Below are 18,728 nucleotides of genomic sequence, written 5' to 3'. Positions count from 1 at the left end.
TATGACTGTCACGGGTTGCCCGTCTGCAAAAACGATAACAAACCAGGGCTGAATGCAGTGCAAAATATTCAATGCACTCCAGTATATAAACGATTAATCCAAATTTATTAATATAAACAGAATATGATACCACAAAACATCACTGTCTGACGGTGACAATCTGAGTAGTGGCGCTGTCCCTCTCGCCCGCCGGCATCAGTATTTGACGCACATAAAAAGATTGGAATAGGGCCCACCAATCAACACGGCGTCATCGCGTATAATTCTGTCATTCAGAAAGACGTGATGATCGTCACCCGATATCTCACCTAATAACTGATAAAAACTCCCCTCAGGCGTATCATCCGTAGGTCCTGGTCTGATATGCCTGACGGTATATTCATAACCGTTGAGATCATCTACGTTAGCGGTATCAAGGATAATCTCCCTGGATAACGTCGACAGGCCTTGATCACTTTCTGCGGTTCCTTTAATCAGCATCACGGCCCCTTCCTTGTTGCGCTGAAAATTGATTACGGCATCAATAAGCAGCGTCTGTGAAGCATTTATGCCCAGGTCCATTCTGACATACGACAGGCATCGGACTTCAGTCACTGCCTGCTCACGATAGTATCGGGATAAGAAAAACGAGGCGATGGCGATAGCCACAATGAAAATGAATGTGATGATAAGGTTAGCCCCCCTCATTCCACTCTCCAGTTACGGTAATAATAGTTATCACAGGAGATTAATCTTTTATTATCTCCCCGGATGCAAAAAGCTAAAAATGTTCTGCCCAAATCCGGGCCTGCATTTGATTTATTAAATCCAAAATACAGGGTGCGGTCTTTGCCGCAGACCAGCTTATTTTCAACCATGATTTCCCGGACCTGACCGTAAATAAACTTACTGTCCGCGGGAGTGAAATGCCCGAGTAAACCAATCTGGCATCCATCGTACGTGACAACGTTCAGCGACTGTTTATTACTGTCGGCGTGATAAAAATAAAGGACCGGGACCAGTCCGGCGATAAGACAAAGCAACAGCGATATCATATAACGCCGCAGGGGGTATGCCGTTCGCACTCCGCTGGCGGAGGGATGCGTCAGCTCAAACGCTTCTGTGGTTACAGCAGGACCCGTATCTTGAGTACATTCTGAAACCCGCACATCAGGATTCAGCCTTACTCCCACCCTGGGGATGGTGATAATCAGGTCATTCAGACCAAATTGGGCAAACAAACGTCTCAGCAGGCTGATGTATTGATTGAGGGTATGACCCGAACTGTTGATACCGTGACTCTGCCATAACGTATCAATGATGCTGTCCCTGGATAAAATCTCTGATTTGGATTTGAGCATCAGCTCCAGCAACACTGACTGCGACAGGGTCAGTGAAATACTTTCATGGGTCTCTGTCTGGGTCAGGGTGTTCAAATCTGCGTTAAAAAGCACGATATCGTCGATATTATAATTCATAGCAGATCGTCAGTTTCCCGGCAAAAGGTGCCCGATCGGGCATATGTGATGATAGCACGGTAAACGTAAACAGGTTGATGAGAAGGTTACCCCCCGCGTTTAAAAAGGGTTCTTACATTGTGAAATCATCGCCTCTATTGACCGTTCAATCTCAGGCTCATCCGGGCCATAGTAGAAATCAACGCTGGTCTGCTTTTTACCAAAAGGCGAGGCATCCAGCCATGCCACCGTTTCATAATTTTTATCCAGCAGATTGTAGCGCTCTGTTCCTCCCGGTAAGGGATCGTCTTTCTCCATGCTCAAATGCTGGCGGTATGCCGCCTGGTAAAGACAGTCAGTCCCGACATGCCTGTGAGCATTTAAATACGCTGTTTTCACTTTTGGGTGCATGCCAACGCGGCCCATATCAACACAGCCACACAGGGCTAATGCGGTTAATACCATGGCAATTTTTTTCACTGTAACCTCTTCTCAACGTGGTTAAAAGATACCTCTCACTGCACTTTCGCCGCCGCTGTCTTAAACCCCACCGCATAAAATTCACCAGCAGGCGCAGGCATTTTCGATAACCGTTAACGGATTAAGCTGCACTTTACACAGAAAAATCTTAACGTAAAAGGTTTATTAAACTGAAAACTCTTTGTTTATTTATCACTGTCATTTTCATTTATCTATCCGGCAGGTCATCGTTCAATTTTCAACAACATGAATACTAATCCGTTACAAACAACGACTCTTCTATATATAAGATATTTAGGATTGAGGTGCTAGCCTTATCCGCGTCTGAAATGTCTTTTTCTTTACGCGAAAATGCCTGTAACTTTGTTTTTAAAAAGGGTAAACGCAGAGTTTTTCTGATAAGCAGACTAACTGGCATAAACGCGTTTCCACGGTCCGGTTTTTGCCCTCATGGCATAATCTTTCTCCGACGGCTTGCCTTATCTTTCCAACGAAGAAAATAAGACAAGCTGTTATTTTTAGGGCGATATTACCCCGCCCCTGCCAGAGACGGATAACCTCGTTAACAGAGAAAACTATGTACCGAAATAAAAGAGAACTGCTCGCCGATATCATGCTCGGTGAAGCCGTACTTAAACTGCTGCTGGACGGCGACGCAATAAGTTCTTCGGCACTGATCCAGGCGCTGGCAGGCATGGCGGCCAGTGAGAAAGACTCACAGCGCCAGCGGGCATGTCTTAGGGCCATTAGCAATACGTGCAGCAGCCAGAGAGAAATGGCTGACGTGGCCGATGGGCTCGCTGACTCATTGAGCGATGGGCCATCAACGTTAATGGCGGGTAAACACCAGACGCCGGACTGGCGGTCGGGCTCATTATCCTCATCCGATAAGTGGCACTGACCGTCGGGTCAGTGCCCCCGGTTTATCTCTGCCGGCTCCCTCTTTTTTATCGTTAACGCTGTAAATTGGACTGGAAAACCTTATGAAAAATACCCTACCGGCTGAACCGTCCCGCAGGAATATCCTGAAGAAAGTTCTGGCTGTTTCGGCACTTTCCGTCACCGGGATCGGGACATTATCGCTGCCAACCCTCTCTTTTGCGGCATCACTCAGCAAAGAAGAGCGCGATCGTATGACGCCGGATGCCGTCATCGAACGCTTTAAACAAGGCAATCTGCGCTTTCGGGAAAACCGTCCGGCAAAGCATGATTACCTGGTACAGAAGCGCAGCACTATCGCGGGTCAGTACCCTGCAGCGGTAATACTGAGCTGCATTGATTCACGCGCCCCAGCGGAGATCGTCCTGGATGCGGGGATAGGCGAAACATTTAATTCCCGGGTTGCAGGTAATATCAGTAATCGCGATATTCTGGGCAGCATGGAGTTTGCCTGTGCGGTTGCCGGCGCGAAGGTCGTGCTGGTGATGGGACATACCCGCTGTGGTGCAGTACGTGGGGCGATTGATAATGCTGAACTGGGTAATCTGACGGGACTGCTGAATGAAATTAAACCTGCAATTGAAAAAACCGAGTATCCGGGAGAACGTACGGGAAATAACTACGACTTTGTCGATTCTGTGGCAAGGAAAAACGTCGAGCTCACCATCGCCAATATCCGTAATAACAGCCCGGTGCTGAAGGATCTGGAACGTCAGAAGAAAATTAAAATCATTGGCAGTATGTATCATCTTACTGGCGGTAAGGTTGATTTTTTTGACGTATAACCGAAAAAAAATATGACAGTGGAAAGTGGTGAGTATGAAATAATTTCTCTTGCCCTTTTACGTTAATACTTTACAGGGTTATAAAATATTTCAGTTGAGAGTGTCTCTGTCTCTCATCTGGAAATACTCACCATCACAATTACCTTAAAACCCAGGATGACCTGGTATTTCAGGAGCTGACATGCACACTTTAATGAAGAAGCTGGCATTATTTATTATTACTTTTGTATTATCAACGAACCTGTCGCATTCCGCCGAATTATCAAATTCTTTGAAAATAGATGCTTTTCAACAGGAGTCCGGCGCTTATACCGTAGACGGCAAGCCGGATAAATACATCACCCTGGTCTGGATTGATGTACGTAACGACAGCAATCAACGTTTTGAATTTGGGAAAGGCTGTTTCGTTTTATTCGCTAAAAATGGGCAGTCAGTGGTTTCCCAGGGTGCCAGCCCGGAAATTTCTAAAATCATAGCGGATGGACTCACCCCGGGTGCCAGTGTCGCCGGGAATATCATCTTCGAGCACAATTTCAGTGATATGTCTGAGATGCGCTATGTGAAGTGGTCAAACGATCGCTGCCAGACAGGCTCCCGTACCAGCCTGTTGCTGCATAAATAAAAACCTGACCATTAATCACGAATTTTAATCCTTTTATCGCTGACGCCGGGCCCTGCGTACAGGCGTCAGCGTCAGCAATGAAAGGGACGTTGCGCCGTCATTTAATACCCTGTTCAACCATCGTCCTGCGGACGCACAAACCCGGCAGCCCCTGGTAATCCGTCATTTTTAAAACAAATATGCCTGCGATGACACGTGGAAGAGAATGATAATGAACAACTGCAATGATATTTTCATCTTTGGCGATGAGCAGGTTTTTTTTCCTAAGTTCAGAAAAATGCTGAGTTTGAAACCTGCGGCCAGAGGGACAGGCAGGATCCTTCAGCTCAGGCAGACCACCGCACGAGTATTATTTGTTATTTTGAAATCAGGTGATAAAGAATATGTCCCGGATGATAAAATCCTGTACGAAGTTTGGGATACTCATGGATTAAGTTCATCGAGCCAGGCGCTGTACCGTAGCGTAAACATGATTAATAAAAAAATCATTGAGATGTCCGGACGAAAAGAGGGGGAATGCATCAAACGGGTTTACCGCCGCGGATACCGGATTGAAAACGTTAAGAGGCTGTCTGATTGCCACTTTTGCGCCTTTTTCATTAATGGCGTTGATAAAAAGAGATATGAAAACGGTTCGCTGAAAGCCTGTTACTCCGCCTCTTCACCTTGCCCTCGCTGATTCGTTATCCACATCAGACAGACCTTGCCGGGCAGTTATCCCCCATTACGGAGCACGGCGCACATTGCCAGGAACGGTATGGCCCTCTCCAGACGGGATACAACAGATCCCGTGGTAAGGCAGACGCCACCGTCACAGGCGGTAAGGTGGGTTCTGACACCCGCCAGGCCCACACTACATCACAACGCATTAATTTTAATCAGTTTTTATCAAAAAACATAAAACACTGCCCCTTTTTGCTTCACATTTTACGGGATTAAAAACCTATAAAACTTTAATATTTAGATTTTAATTCCATATTTTATACAAAAATTGGAATTTAAATCCAAAAAATTGTTTTATTAGTCTTGTTAAATGCTGTTAATGAACTGGCCAATGATACGCTTATTATCTTTGATAACATGCCGTTCAAAGAGGTGTGGAGATTAAAAAGTTTGGAAAGTGAAGAAAAAGGAATGTACCTGATAAATGACAAAGTGCTTTTTATTCCCAAAGAAAGAGTACTTGTTAATTACGCTCTGAAGAACAACCGAAAACACAACGTCATCAAACTACGAAAAACGGTCAGCCGGCTTCTTTACCTTCTTCTGAATAACTTTGAAGAAGATTACGTCAGCGCTGATTATATTTTATATGAAGTGTGGGACAGCTATGGATTAAGCTCATCTGAACAGGCTTTGAGGCGGAGCATCAATCGTGTCAATACCATTCTTCGTGAGATGGACGTGGACGAGAACGCGATCTTAAAGGTTGACCGGAGAGGCTATAAGATCAATAACGTTAAAAAAATCTTCCCGTGTATTTTATGTGAGCTCTATGCAAAGTGCAAAGCACTATAACTTTTCGCCTGTCTGCCCTGATAAGATGAACGCCCGTCATCCTACATAATTAATGTTCGATTAGTGTTAACGACGATATCCTCCCTGACGTCTGTCGCAGGCTCCCCCCTCAGGGCCTGGTTATTTCTTCTGCTATTGTTCCCCTTTATCCCGCCATTCCCCCCTTGAGCGGCAGGTCGTTCAGCCTGCCTGCTGCCTTGCAGCTGCCGGTTCTGCACCCCACGTACTTCCTTTTTATTATCGTGTTGCGCTTATCCTGCTTGCAGAGTCGCTATTCTGAAGTCTGAAGCTTCGGCTTTATGAACAGCCTGACGTGATCCACTGCGTACATCTACCGGAAAGAACAGGACATTATTACGAACTGTTGTTTGATTTTTTTTCATTTAAAAACAACCCTATCTTTCATCTTTTTTACAAATCCCACACAAAAAGTATAATATCCTGCCGTTTTATACACCTGCAACACTTAAGAAACATCTCACCCTAAACGAAACACCCAGCACATAAAACTGAAAAGCTAGATTACTGCAGCCTTTACAACCAAAATAATCACAACTATCAGACCAGACAGACAACTTTTCTTTTGACTACGCATTTTCACGTAATTTCATAAGATGCACGGGTGATACATGCTAAGGCCTGAGAGAGAGAGCTGTTAACAGAAATTACCCTCCCATTCTCAAGCGGGTATTTTATTTTTATTTTCTCCTGGCATCTTCTTATGAAGAGACAGTGTTAAAAAGTCATTGACTGGATCACCTGATCTTTTCCCGGATTGATAAGAAAGAAACCAAGGGTGGAGGGCAATACATATTTAATCGTATTCCCACCCCGTTAAATGTGCTACCTGACGTGGCAAATATCGTAATAATACCATTATGGAATAAAGACAATGAACGTTAAAAATAATACTAAAACTCTGCTGGCGCTGGTTATTACCTCGCTGATGCCAGTCAGTTCAGTTATCGCCGCAGGGACAAGCGGTGGTACGGTCAATTTTAATGGCAGCGTCGTGACGTCTGCCTGTGCTATTGGCGCAAAAAGCGCCGTTATCGATGTGCCAATGGGTGAGGTCCGAACCGCTGCACTCGCGGCAGCGGGCAGTGAAGCCAGCACGGCAAAATCGTTCGAGATTACGCTGGAAGATTGCGAAATCGCTGATACCTCAGCTTCAACCCCGGATGCTCCGATTGCGGCCACTGCCGTGTCAGTCACCTTCAGCGGTACACCCGACGGCACGGACCCCAACAGCCTCGCCGTGGGCGCAAACGGAGGCAGCGCTGCCGCGCAAAACGTCGCAATACGTCTTTATGACGCGCAAGGCAATGTGGTGAAGCTGGGTGAAGCAGCAGAAGCCATTCCGATTCGTAAAGGCTCAAACACCCTCAGTTACAGCGCAAAATATTATTCACCCAAAGGCAGCGCCACGGCCGGTGATGCCAGTGCCGTCGCGACCTATACCATTACCTATTCATAAGTCGCAGGCCCGGTCTGCGACCGGGTCTTCTTTCACGTTAAGGAGAAACCAGTGCGTGCAAAAATAGGGATTTTTCTGGCTTGTGCGCTGTGCTCATTAGCCGTTCACGCCGGAGGCGTGGGGTTGGGCGCAACCAGAATGATCTATTCCAGCTCAACATCGCAATCCATGCTTCAGGTCAGAAATACCCATACTGAAGCCTCCTTTTTGATTCAGTCATGGATTGAAAATGACCGGGGTGAACGGACGAACGATTTTGTGATTACGCCCCCCTTGTATGTGCTGAAACCCGCCAGTGAAAGCGTGGTTAAAATCCTTTTTAGCGGCAATGCCTTACCACAGGATCGTGAAACCCTTTACTGGATGACGGTGAAAGCCATTCCCCAGCAGAATAAAGAGAGTGCGGGTAATTCACTGCAGTTTGCCTCCGCGAACCGAATCAAAATATTTTATCGCCCTGTGGGACTCCACGGCGAAGCCGGGGAGGCAGGCAGGAAAATTACCGGCCGTTTTCATGCAGGCAATATCACGCTGACGAACCCAACGCCTTATTACATCACCACGATCAATGTGAGTGTTGACGGTAAAGCTGTGCAGCAGGTCATGATACCGCCAAAAGGCGGCGTTACGCTGTCAGAATCATTTAATGGTGCAAAGAACTTCAGTTATCAGACCATTAATGATTACGGCGCATGGACGCCTGTCACTCTATTGCCTTTACATCAATAAGCGACACCGTGAAATTACGAACGCTGTGTGTTCTGGTTATTTACCAGCTTGGCAGGCAAGCCATCGCCGCAGAAAACGCGTTGCAATTTAATCCGGCTTTTCTCAGTGGCGAAAATCCAAACACTGCCGATCTGTCATGGATCAACGCAGGCAGTGCTTTACCCCCTGGTGAATATAATCTGAACGTTTCTGCGAATAATAATTATGCCTTCACCGGGGATATCGCATTCAGGGTTGACGGCAGAGGCATCGGCGATGCCCAGCCATGCCTGACGGAGAAGCAAATTTCCGCGCTGGGTGTCGATATCCGTCAGGCTAAAGGCGGCAAACTACCGTTAGTCAGCCCCTGCTATTTTCCTGGAGAGCTTTTTGATGACACTCACTTTAGCCTCGACCAGCAAACGTTGAGCCTCAATTTCACCTTTCCCCAGCGAGCAATGCGCACGCTGCCGCGCGGCTTCGTCAACCCGGACAGCTGGGAATATGGTATTACGTCGGCATGGGTGAACTACGTCATTAACGGGTCGAATTCCGAATATCGGGGTAGCGAGCGCACGCGTGAACAGCAGCTGTTCATGAGTTTAAATAGCGGCGTTAACCTCGGCGCATGGCGACTGCGCGATTACACGACGTGGGCAAAGGACAGCAACGAACTCACACACGTACAAACCTGGCTGCAGCGGGATATACCCGCTCTCCGGGCTCAGATTTATGCCGGAGAAACCTATTCCTCTTCGCAGATTTTTGATGCCGTTGGCTTACGCGGTGTCGCGTTAAAAACCGATGATAATATGCTGCCGGCAAGCCTGAGCGGATACGCTCCGGAGGTGCGCGGCATCGCACGCAGCAACGCCACGGTCACGGTGCGCCAGAACGGCAACATTATCTATCAGACCTCCGTGCCGCCGGGAGAATTTGTCTTGAAGGATCTCTATCCCACCTCAACGGGTGGTGACCTCGACGTAACGATTAATGAAAGCGACGGCGGGATCACCCGCTACACGCAGCCTTTTGCCAGCGTACCGAACCTGGTACGTAACGGACAGGTGCAGTATGCCTTTGGGGCAGGCCGTTACAGGCCCGGTACTCAGCAGAACGCGCCTGCTTTTGCCCAGGGGGAATTTTTTTATGGCTGGCGATACGGGCTCACTTTTTACGGCGGAGCGCAGGTTGCGGATCAGTACAACGCGATAGCGACCGGCATCGGGCAAAACATCGGCAGATTTGGCGCATACTCGCTGGATATCACTCATGCCCGCAGCGAGCTGGCGGATGAGCGGCATTACGCCGGTAATTCTGTCCGCCTGCGCTACAGTAAGCTGCTGAACGACTACGGTACCCGCCTGAACTTCTTCTCGCTGCGCTACTCCACGAAAGGGTTCTATACCCTGTCTGACACCACCTATAAAGTCATGTCCGGGAGCGGGACGGAAAACAGTACCGCGAGAGACACGACCAGCACCTCTGATTATCAGAGTGCCTACAACCTGCGCCTGACGCGTAAAGCGAAGAACCAGGTGTTATTAATGCAGCCGCTGGGTGAGCTGGGTTCGCTGTCGCTCTCCTGGGATCAACAAACCTACTGGAATACGCCTAACACCACGCAGAGTATGCAGCTGGCCTGGAACGCGACGTTCCATCGGGTCTCCGTCGGTGTGAGCGTGCAGCGCAGCACCAGCATCTACGATAACGAGAAAGATAACATTCTGGCGATGTCCGTTTCTGTGCCCTTAGGCAGTCCGGCACACTCTACGCGCGTGCGCTTCGCCACGACACAGGCCAATTCGACCGGGGCCACCCATAGCGCAGGGGTCAGTGGCTATGTGCCGGGGAATGAGAATCTGTTCTACAGCGTGAATCAGCGTTACAGCCAGCAGCAGCAGTACGGCGGCGATGCCGCACTGCAATATGACGGTCAGTGGGGCGATTACAACGTCGGCTACAGCTATGGTCAGGACTCAAAAACCGTTAACTATGGCATCAACGGGGCCGTGGTGCTGCATGAAGATGGCCTGACGCTGAGCCAGCCGCTCGGAAATACCAATATTCTGGTGAAAGCCACAGGCGCCAGCCAGGTGGCAATACTCAATCAGAAGGGCATAAAAACCGACAGTCGCGGCTATGCCGTGATCCCTTACGCTACCCCGTATCGGGTGAACCAGGTTGCGCTGGATGTCACGACAGCGGGCAGTGACGTTGAGGTGGAAAATGCCATCGTCAACACCACACCGGCTGAAGGCGCGATGGTGCGCGCGACGATCACAACCCATCAGGGCGCGAAAGTGATGTTTATCGTTCGGCATCGTCAGGATGTGCTGCCTTTCGGCACCCTCGTCTCCTTTGCCGAGGGCAACACCAGCAGCATTGTCGGCGATGGCGGCAGTCTGTATTTCTCAGGCTTAACCCCGCAGGGAACGCTGCAGGCTGCCTGGGGACAGGGCCACGACCGGCAGTGCACTATCCGCTACCGGCTGACTCAACAGAACTATAACCCCCATACGGGGCTATATGCGCAGGAGGTGCTATGCGAGTAAGCCTTCGTCTGGCCGCTCTTGTGCTTTTGCTGACCGGTATGCGCCCAGCCCAGGGATATGACGTCCTGGTCTCGGTAACAGGCACCCTGATTGGTAATACCTGTGTGGTCGCCGCCGATTCGCTGGTGAAGAACGTCCCGCTCGGCACCATTGGCATTAAGCAGTTCAGCAGGGCAGGGGCCGTCAGCAATATCAAAACCCCTTTTACGCTAAAGCTGGAAGAGTGTGGCCCCACCTTTGCCGGCGTCAGGATCACCTTCAGTGGTACCCCGGACAGTGTATCGCCACAGTTCATCAAGGTGGCGGAACCCGGGGCGACGGGCGTGGCGGTACAGATCCTCGATGCTACAGGCTCACCGATCCCGCTCAACACTCAGACCAAAGCCTATGGCACTGAGGGGAGTGACAGCGTTGAGATGACCTTTTATGCCCGATTGATTGCGACGGGCGATGCTGTCAGCGTCGGCCCGGTGTCGGCCATTGCCACCTGGACTACGGAGTATCAGTAATGCGTCACTGGATAGTGATCGGCTGTCTGCTTTTCGCCCACAACGCCTGTGCGCTGGACTGGAAATCAGACATTACCATTTCCCCCCCGCCCATGACCTACAAAGGCCCGGCAGATTCCGTTACGCCGGGTCAGATTATTGGCAATGCCTGGAGCGCTTCGGCCACTGTTCAGGAGGTTTTCTGGTGCGGATGGATAGCCACCTGCAACAAAGGGACGATGGAGCCTGGCAGCGGTGCGATATCCACCGGCATGACGGTGGCAATAGATGGCGCAAATTATGCCATTTTCGAAACCGGCGTGCCGGGTGTCGGCTTCGTTATCGGTCTTCGTGATTTTAACGGCACAACCTATATTCCGCTGCAAACCGGTGTGATTCAGACGTATCCCGCGCAAGGAACCAGTGCCGTGGCAACGGATTTAGGCTGGTCAGCAAAGGTGACGTTTGTGAAAACCAACAAGACGCTGAAATCGGGCACCTATCAAACGGCGAGTATCGATGCCGCGATCCTGACGGCGTATAACAACGAAACAAAAACCGCCAGAGTCAGAATCAACCCGACCACTATTACTGTGACCGCCAGCGGATGTACGGTCAGCACAACACAGGCAGACGTCAAACTGGGCACCCTGGATGTCCGCACCCTGCCCAGCCCAGGCAGCGTTTCCGCCTCCGGTACGTTCAACGTGAGCCTGACCTGTGATGAGAAAGTGGCGGTGAATGCGGTCATGACCGATCAGACCACGCCGGCGAATACCTCTTCGGTGGTCACGCTGACAGGCGATTCGACGGCATCCGGCGTCGGCGTACAGTTTTTCTACAATGGTACCGGCCCGCTGATGATGGGGCCTGATAACACCAGCGAAGGCACAACTAACCAGTTTTATATTAAAACAACCACGTCGGCGCAGACGCTGACACTGCCGTTTCAGGCCAGGTTCGTGCGCACCGGGGATCTGACACCCGGCACGGCAAAGGCCTTAGCGAGCATTACCTTTTCCTATCAGTGAACCTGCCTGGGCATAAACGGCCAGGGCGGGAGCCGGTTTTTTGAGATTTTACGCTACCACTTTGGCTTAACTCATCGGGTTTGTTCTATGCTTTTTATCGTCACGTCCTTTTCCCCCCTTCCTGGAGGAGCAGCACATGAGAGCATTAACCTATCACGGACCGCATAAGGTCAGCGTCGACAACGTTCCGGACCCGGCCCTGCAGGCAGCGGATGACATTATTCTTCGCGTCACGGCAACGGCAATCTGCGGTTCGGACCTGCATCTTTACCGGGGAAAAATACCCGGCACGCATCACGGCGACATATTTGGCCATGAGTTTATGGGTGAGGTGGTGGACGCCGGCAAAGAGGTCAGCGCGGTGGCAAAGGGCGACCGCGTGGTGATCCCGTTTGTGATCGCCTGTGGCGACTGTTTTTTCTGCCATCTGCACAAGTATGCCGCCTGCGAGAATACCAACAGCGGGAGAGGCGCCATCCTGAACCGAAAAGGCATCACGCCTCCGGCAGCCCTGTTCGGCTACAGCGATCTCTACGGGGGCATTCCCGGCGGACAGGCTGAATATGTTCGGGTCCCCAAAGCCAATACTGGCCCCTTCCGGGTTCCCTCAACGCTGCCGGATGAAAAAGTCCTTTTTCTTTCAGATATCTTACCCACCGCATGGCAGGCGGTGAAGAATGCCGAGATCACCCGGGGTTCCAGCGTTGCCATTTACGGTGCCGGCCCGGTAGGGTTACTCAGTGCCGCCTGCGCCCGGCACGAAGGGGCGGAACAGATCTTTATGGTCGATCATAATGATTACCGTCTGGCCTTTGCCCGTGAGCGCTATGGCGTTATCCCGATTAACTTTGATGAAAATGACGATCCTGCCGCACTGATTATTGAAAACACGGCGGGCCACCGCGGTGTGGACGCCGTCATTGATGCCGTGGGCTTTGAAGCCAAAGGCAGCCTGACCGAAACCGTGCTGACCACGCTGAAAATTGAGGGAAGCAGCGGCAAGGCGCTGCGGCAGTGTATTGCTGCCGTGCGGCGCGGTGGGGTGGTCAGCGTCCCCGGCGTTTACGCTGGCTTCATCCACAGCTTTATGTTTGGTGATGCGTTTGATAAGGGCCTGACGTTTAAGATGGGGCAGACCCATGTTCACGCCTGGCTGCCGGACCTGCTCTCCCTTATCGAAAAGGGCCACCTGAAGCCTGAAGAGATTGTCACCCACCATATGCCGCTGGAAGATGCTGCGAAAGGATACGAAATTTTTGAAAAACGCGAGGAGGAGTGCCGGAAGGTGATCCTGGTGCCGGGGATGGCCACGCGCTAACGTCTCCCGGGGGCAGAAGACCGCCCCCGTCCCTTACCCGGGCAAGCTCCGTTCTGCATGCCCCGGCAGTGGGAAACACCCGCAACGGAGAACTTTCTGCTGAGGCTTATTGAATGTGTTTCCACAGTAACTGGGCAATGCTGATAGCGGCTAAAAAGGTGACAACCGGCCCGATAATCCTGTTCGATCCCTCAAGGTTGATCAAAAAGAAAATGCCAACGGCTATCAAAGGCAGCGACGTCAGCATAAACAGGGCGGAAAATTTTACCTTCTTCGCGGTAGAACTGGGAGCGTGAGGCATGATGTTTATCTTCGTTATTAACAGGTTGTGCCGCACATTTTACTTTTCAAAACAGAATAATACTATGTGCCATTTTGCAGAAATACCAGCGGTGCTGAAGACGATTGCCGCTGGCAAAAGGTCTGTAAAATCGTAGAGACAAAAGGAATGATTCTTCAGAGTGAAGCCTCATTAACTAATGTGAGATAGCGGGAGCCAGATATGTTTTTGCCGCTAACCACACAGACAACTTTTCGCCCGCTCAGTTCTTTTGCATAACGAAGGACCGCCGCAACGGCGGGTACTCCTGAAGGCTCGACAACATGGCTATGTAGATTAAGCATTAACAGCATCGCTGCTTTAATTTCGGCTTCCGAAACGAGAAGGACACGATCGACGCGGTCGCGTATAAGTGGCCAGGTCATCGTTTCAGGTTCTATATAGCCACTGATACCTTCGGCGATTGACGACGTAATTTCCACAGGGATCGTTTCGCCAGCATCTTTCCAACGCGCAAATGTCGGGCTCGCTTCACTTTGTATTGCCCATACTTCGGCTGCAGGGTTTATGGCTTTGATGGCCGTTGCAATACCGGAGGCCAGGCCGCCGCCGCCAATGTTAACCAGAATAACGTCAGCGTCTGCCCAGTCTTCCATAATTTCCAGACCGACAGTGCCGCCCCCGGCAATCATCTTTTCATTATTATAGGCGGAGACGAATAGTGCGCCTGACTGTTGCGCTGCAATAATGGCAGCCTGTCTCGCATCTTCAATATTTTCAAAAAACGTAACCTGAGCACCATAACTTTTCATCGCCGAGACCTTAATGGGGTCTGCTGACAGCGGCAAGAATATGGATACGGGTATGCCTGCTACCTGTCCCGCACAAGCAAGCCCTAAGCCATGGTTCCCCGCCGTCGGGGCGATGACGCCGGCACGTTGCTGGTCTGCGCTGAGACAGGCAAGAACGTTTGCGGCGCCTCTCAGCTTAAAGCTACCGGTATGTTGGAGATTTTCCATCTTGAGCCTGACCTCCGTCCCAACAAGGGCAGACAGCGCGAACGAAGGCACCAGCGGAGTTCTGCATACTGTTGTCTTAATTAGCCGGGAAGCTGCGTAAATATCTTTCAACATGACACTGCCCATTGGCCTTAGTGTGTGGTTTGTCATAGTATGCCCGTGAAGTTATATAAGACATTAACTATATAGGTAATTGGCTATATGAACAACTCAAAGACATCCATGGCCGATATCTTTCGCGCCCTCGGTAATGAGCACCGGCTCGTGATTGTCGAATGGCTGTCCGATCCAAGGTCACATTTTCCTGAGCAGCAGGACGGCGATCTGGTTAAAGATGGTGTATGTGTCGGGTTTATCACTGAAAAAATTGGGTTAAGTCAGCCCACCGTGACAGGCCATCTACAAAATCTAGCTAAAGCCGGAATTGTGACCTCGAAACGTATCAAAAACTGGGTATTCTATAAACTTGATCGCCAAAGGATGGATGAAGCAACGGCAATGCTGTCGGAATATGGGAAGCTGGCGACTCGCCGCTTATAGCGGACGATGTCTGGGCCAGCCTTCATTCTCTGCATAATATCGCCAGATATTATCGGTTCACAGCCAGCAAAGACTCAATACTTTCACCTCTGGAGATGAATGACAGGTCAGGAAAAATTTATTGCCACCAGGGTGATACTTTTGGAAGAGAAACTTATTTTGTACACTCACTGGATGCAGCCTTTACCCTGGCAGTATTATCCGACATCGAAGATTATGACATCTATAAAAATTCAATCAGATATGCCGTGCGAAATATAGATACACAGACGTAGAGAACATTATGAAGAAAATCATTGACGACAGTTTGGTTATAAAAGCCACAATATAAGCACTTTTTAGTAGTATCGTTGGTTCATTAGTGTTTTTAATGTATCTTTCTTGGGGAGATAGTAGCACATCCGTATTGGGTCTTATTTTTACTTACTTTTTCATCGTCATGATGAGTATTATTGGGACCATAATGGGTTCTTTAATAATTGGTGTACCATTACTGATGATTTCAGAGCGATTTTATCCTGATGCCACTGTAAAAGGTAGCTTATTTATAGTGTGCTCTACAATCTTCATGTGGCTGGTTGTACTGGCGTGGCCTGTAACCAAGATATTTGAAATTCATTATTCGGATGTTTTGCTTTTAAGCCCCTATGCTTTCTGTTCGGCTTTCACACTTACCTATCTGGCTTACTGGAATTAATGGACATGGCATTTTCGGGCATACTTATCCTTCCGGAGAGCCTGCTGATGTGCTCACTTACCCTCTGAACACCGGGCATCTCCTGCATCACGCCCAGCCATGATTTCGGTATCAGGAACATCAGATTGTAAGATTCACATATTCGCGGTAATCCTGGCGGATCAGGATAAATGTTTCCGGGTTATTACACGGTTAACGATTGCACACCATAATCAGCCGAAACTATCGCAGTGATACGTGATGCGTACGACCTGGCTGCCGATAATCGGGACAGTCCCCTGGTTAACTGGAATTGCTGATGCGCCCATCGTTACTGAAATATCTCTTTGCCTTACTGAACCGCCATCGCGGTCAGCATTCTTCTGCTTCATTAAAAGCACTGGCTCAATCCATGCCTGTCATTGAGTTCAGTCCTTCCGGCATCATCCAGAAGTCCAGCCCTCTGTTTCTGGAAGCAATGGGGTATCGTGCGGAGGAAATACTGGGTCGTCATCACAGTATGTTTTGTCCTCCTTCGTTGATTAACACACCGGAATACAGGAACTTCTGGCAGCGTCTCGCTGCTGGCGAACGTTTCAGTGATAAATACCTTCGCCTGGCCCGGGGCGGGCGTCCCGTTTGGCTTGAAGCAAGCTATATCCCGGTAACCGACCGACGGGGCAGAGTATTCAAAATCATCAAAATAGCTGCGGATATTTCAGAGAGAATGGAGTCTGCGCTGGAGCAGCAATCTGTGATTAATGCGATCAGCCGGTCAATGGCGATCATTTCATTCAGCCCTGGCGGCGTGGTACTCGATGCTAACGATAACTTTCTGAAAGCTACCGGCTATACGCGGGAACACGTGCTCGGGCAGCATCACAGGATGTTTTGTTCAGACAAACTTAGCGCAAGCGAAGCGTACCGGCAGTTCTGGGAGAGGCTCAATCAGGGAGAGTATTTTTCCGGTCAGTTTCCACGCCTCAACCGGAAGGGTGAAACCCTGTGGCTCCGCGCGACCTATAACCCGGTTTTTAACAGTAATGGCCAGCTCTATAAAATCATCAAATTCGCTTCCGACGTGACGGAACAGGTCATACGCAATAAGAGTGAGCAGGATGCGGCCGTCCATGCCTGGAATATGGCCGTAGAGACGCGGGGAAGCGCTCAGGCTGGCGCAGCGGTGATTGATAACAGTATCCGGGTCATTAACAGGATTGCGGAAAACATGAACGTTGTCTCCGCCGACATATCACGTCTTAACAGTCAGTCGGTCAGCATTGACGGTATGGTGGAAACCATCAGAGGCTTTGCCATGCAGACTCGCCTCATTGCTCTTAATGCGGCGATAGAGGCCGCAAGGGCAGGGGCATCAGGCAGGAGCTTCGCCGTTGTTGCCTCCGAGGTGCGTACCCTTGCAGCCAGCGTCAGCGGCGCGACAGAAGAAATTGAACGGATTGTCTCCGGTAACCATCAGCTGGCCAGAGAGGTTCTCAGGGGCATAGAAGTCAGTCTTGAAAATACTGGTCAGGGTGTCACCCTGATGCGTGAGGCCGGTGAGGTGATTACCAGCATCCAGCAGAATTCTGAACGTATGGAAAATGCCGTCAGGGAAGTTGCCCGCTCGGTTGACGCTTAATATTGGGGCCGATTCAGTGCATACCGCAGCCGAAGCACAATCGTTCGGCTTCTCAGCAGGTAACGAGCCACTCACACGTTGTCTCTGGCCCAACATACGACGTATCACAGCGTATATACGCTACCCTGTGATACCGTCTATGACCCGGTGGATCCTCTCGATGCCTCTTATGACAGTTCTCAGTGCCATCAGATATCTACAGTTCTTTAATCACTCTGGCTGGATTCCCTGCAACAACACAGTTTGGCGGCACGTTTTTCGTTACCACTGCGCCTGATGCAACAACAACATTATCGCCCAGCGTCACTCCCGGGTTAATGATTGCGCGGCCGCCGATCCATACATTATGACCAATCGTAACCGGCTTACCGTACTCAATTTTGAACCCCAGAATATCGTGATAAAACTGCAAACTCTGTTGCAAATCAGAGACGATCAATTCAGGAATCAGCGCATTCATTTTCAGCATGACATGCTCCTGTTGATTTCAAAGGTATAAAATTATAAAGACGGCATGCTAACCACGTAGCAGACGCCGGCAGTGGCGATCCGTAAGGCCAAGTCGTTGTGATGCAAGCGAAGTGGTGAGCCTGCCATCAATGACGTCCTGCAGGATCTTGAGGCGGTTAACTTCATTCATCGTAAAGCACTCCGAACCGTAAGCCGTCATCAGTTGCGTCCTCAGCCGGGAACCCCTGGAAAAAGGACGATAAAGCGGACATCTCAATATAGCCAGAGGCGGATATCTGAATTTAGCCGTTACATTATCGGTACGCACAACGTTAATTATGTTAAATCGCATATCAGATCAGGTACCCGGCTGTGGGCTGTGCTCACGGGTACCTTGCCTTCCTCTCTTTGCCGCCGTCCTTCAATCCACTTGCCCCCTGGAGATCAGATATATTCACTCGGTTCGGCCGGACCTGGGTTCATAATCCAGTCGAGGGTCAAACTTCCTGTAAGACCCAATCTGGTTAAGGCCATGAGACGGTTATAATGCCCGGCCCCTGGTAGCTCCCGGGTTGAGCTGTGGAGGATTTGAGTTTGGACAGGATCGCCACTTGGCGAGCGTAGTTACCGGCGGTGAAGTCCAACGTCGTTACTCCCTCTGCCTCTATATATAATCCGGAATCGATTCCGTCCGACCCGGAGCGTAGTTTCACATCACTCGTTGTCGATAGAGTAACCGTCGACGTGCCAGAGCAACTCACGGTCCA

At 50.1% G+C, this 18,728-nt stretch carries 18 protein-coding genes and 1 pseudogene; 13 read left to right on the top strand and 6 right to left on the bottom strand.

From position 1 onward, the window contains the following. Positions 1 to 195 precede the first annotated feature (195 nt). From ACZ3HG_RS18585 to ACZ3HG_RS18575, 3 genes are all read right to left on the bottom strand, one after another. Positions 196 to 687 (bottom strand): FidL-like protein, encoded by a 492-nt coding sequence (locus ACZ3HG_RS18585; protein WP_191935394.1) that lies wholly within the window; start codon positions 685 to 687, stop codon positions 196 to 198. Beyond that, entirely contained in the window at positions 684 to 1,457 is a 774-nt protein-coding gene (locus tag ACZ3HG_RS18580) for a winged helix-turn-helix domain-containing protein (protein WP_465333783.1), read from the bottom strand. The genes ACZ3HG_RS18585 and ACZ3HG_RS18580 overlap by 4 nt, the downstream gene beginning before the upstream one ends. A 99-nt stretch (positions 1,458 to 1,556) precedes the next feature. Further along, positions 1,557 to 1,916: a hypothetical protein gene (locus tag ACZ3HG_RS18575; protein ID WP_191935396.1), complete on the bottom strand. Its 360-nt coding sequence runs from the start codon at positions 1,914 to 1,916 to the stop codon at positions 1,557 to 1,559. A 577-nt stretch (positions 1,917 to 2,493) separates the two neighbouring features. Here ACZ3HG_RS18575 and ACZ3HG_RS18570 point away from each other — a divergent pair. The 11 genes from ACZ3HG_RS18570 to ACZ3HG_RS18520 all read left to right on the top strand — a co-directional run bounded on the left by ACZ3HG_RS18570 (position 2,494) and on the right by ACZ3HG_RS18520 (position 13,357). Further along, a complete protein-coding gene (locus ACZ3HG_RS18570) occupies positions 2,494 to 2,817 on the top strand; it encodes a hypothetical protein (RefSeq protein WP_465333781.1) in 324 nt (107 codons plus the stop codon). An 82-nt stretch (positions 2,818 to 2,899) separates the two neighbouring features. Further along, positions 2,900 to 3,640, top strand: a complete 741-nt coding sequence (locus ACZ3HG_RS18565) for a carbonic anhydrase (RefSeq protein WP_465333779.1) — start codon at positions 2,900 to 2,902, stop codon at positions 3,638 to 3,640. A gap of 181 nt (positions 3,641 to 3,821) precedes the next feature. Further along, a complete protein-coding gene (locus tag ACZ3HG_RS18560; protein ID WP_465333777.1) occupies positions 3,822 to 4,262 on the top strand; it encodes a hypothetical protein in 441 nt (146 codons plus the stop codon). A 211-nt stretch (positions 4,263 to 4,473) separates the two neighbouring features. Beyond that, positions 4,474 to 4,941 (top strand): hypothetical protein, encoded by a 468-nt coding sequence (locus ACZ3HG_RS18555; RefSeq protein ID WP_465333775.1) that lies wholly within the window; start codon positions 4,474 to 4,476, stop codon positions 4,939 to 4,941. Between the two features lie 434 nt (positions 4,942 to 5,375). Next, positions 5,376 to 5,780 (top strand): winged helix-turn-helix domain-containing protein, encoded by a 405-nt coding sequence (locus ACZ3HG_RS18550; RefSeq protein ID WP_191935401.1) that lies wholly within the window; start codon positions 5,376 to 5,378, stop codon positions 5,778 to 5,780. A gap of 892 nt (positions 5,781 to 6,672) precedes the next feature. Next, the gene (locus ACZ3HG_RS18545) at positions 6,673 to 7,257 is read left to right on the top strand and encodes a fimbrial protein (protein WP_465333773.1); all 585 of its coding nucleotides are present in this window, start codon (positions 6,673 to 6,675) and stop codon (positions 7,255 to 7,257) included. 51 nt (positions 7,258 to 7,308) lie between these two features. Beyond that, positions 7,309 to 7,986, top strand: a complete 678-nt coding sequence (locus ACZ3HG_RS18540) for a fimbria/pilus periplasmic chaperone (RefSeq protein ID WP_465333771.1) — start codon at positions 7,309 to 7,311, stop codon at positions 7,984 to 7,986. 8 nt (positions 7,987 to 7,994) lie between these two features. Next, positions 7,995 to 10,520: a fimbria/pilus outer membrane usher protein gene (locus tag ACZ3HG_RS18535; protein ID WP_465333769.1), complete on the top strand. Its 2,526-nt coding sequence runs from the start codon at positions 7,995 to 7,997 to the stop codon at positions 10,518 to 10,520. Beyond that, positions 10,511 to 11,029 (top strand): fimbrial protein, encoded by a 519-nt coding sequence (locus ACZ3HG_RS18530; RefSeq protein WP_255851926.1) that lies wholly within the window; start codon positions 10,511 to 10,513, stop codon positions 11,027 to 11,029. The genes ACZ3HG_RS18535 and ACZ3HG_RS18530 overlap by 10 nt, the downstream gene beginning before the upstream one ends. Then, entirely contained in the window at positions 11,029 to 12,039 is a 1,011-nt protein-coding gene (locus tag ACZ3HG_RS18525; RefSeq protein WP_191937170.1) for a fimbrial protein, read from the top strand. The genes ACZ3HG_RS18530 and ACZ3HG_RS18525 overlap by 1 nt, the downstream gene beginning before the upstream one ends. A 136-nt stretch (positions 12,040 to 12,175) precedes the next feature. Continuing rightward, the gene (locus ACZ3HG_RS18520; RefSeq protein ID WP_191937169.1) at positions 12,176 to 13,357 is read left to right on the top strand and encodes a zinc-dependent alcohol dehydrogenase; all 1,182 of its coding nucleotides are present in this window, start codon (positions 12,176 to 12,178) and stop codon (positions 13,355 to 13,357) included. A 456-nt stretch (positions 13,358 to 13,813) separates the two neighbouring features. On the opposite strand, the gene ACZ3HG_RS18515 is transcribed toward ACZ3HG_RS18520, so the two are convergent. After that, on the bottom strand, positions 13,814 to 14,770 hold the full coding sequence (locus tag ACZ3HG_RS18515) for a threonine ammonia-lyase (RefSeq protein WP_465333766.1): 957 nt from the start codon (positions 14,768 to 14,770) through the stop codon (positions 13,814 to 13,816). Between the two features lie 87 nt (positions 14,771 to 14,857). Here ACZ3HG_RS18515 and ACZ3HG_RS18510 point away from each other — a divergent pair, with 87 nt between their 5' ends. Both ACZ3HG_RS18510 and ACZ3HG_RS18505 read left to right on the top strand, forming a co-directional pair. After that, a complete protein-coding gene (locus tag ACZ3HG_RS18510; protein WP_191935407.1) occupies positions 14,858 to 15,196 on the top strand; it encodes an ArsR/SmtB family transcription factor in 339 nt (112 codons plus the stop codon). A gap of 995 nt (positions 15,197 to 16,191) precedes the next feature. Then, positions 16,192 to 17,511: a methyl-accepting chemotaxis protein gene (locus tag ACZ3HG_RS18505; protein ID WP_465333764.1), complete on the top strand. Its 1,320-nt coding sequence runs from the start codon at positions 16,192 to 16,194 to the stop codon at positions 17,509 to 17,511. A 196-nt stretch (positions 17,512 to 17,707) separates the two neighbouring features. Here the strand turns inward: ACZ3HG_RS18505 and ACZ3HG_RS18500 are convergent, their stop codons facing one another. Both ACZ3HG_RS18500 and ACZ3HG_RS18495 read right to left on the bottom strand, forming a co-directional pair. Beyond that, a complete protein-coding gene (locus tag ACZ3HG_RS18500) occupies positions 17,708 to 17,971 on the bottom strand; it encodes a DapH/DapD/GlmU-related protein (RefSeq protein ID WP_465333916.1) in 264 nt (87 codons plus the stop codon). A 66-nt stretch (positions 17,972 to 18,037) separates the two neighbouring features. Then, positions 18,038 to 18,181 (bottom strand): annotated as a pseudogene (locus ACZ3HG_RS18495) (ISNCY family transposase); the annotation flags it as partial. Positions 18,182 to 18,728: the final 547 nt, after the last annotated feature.

Source organism: Erwinia sp. PME.40.26/001 (assembly GCF_055556675.1).
Note: the sequence above shows the minus strand (reverse complement) of the source record. Positions and strands in the feature narration are given on the sequence as shown.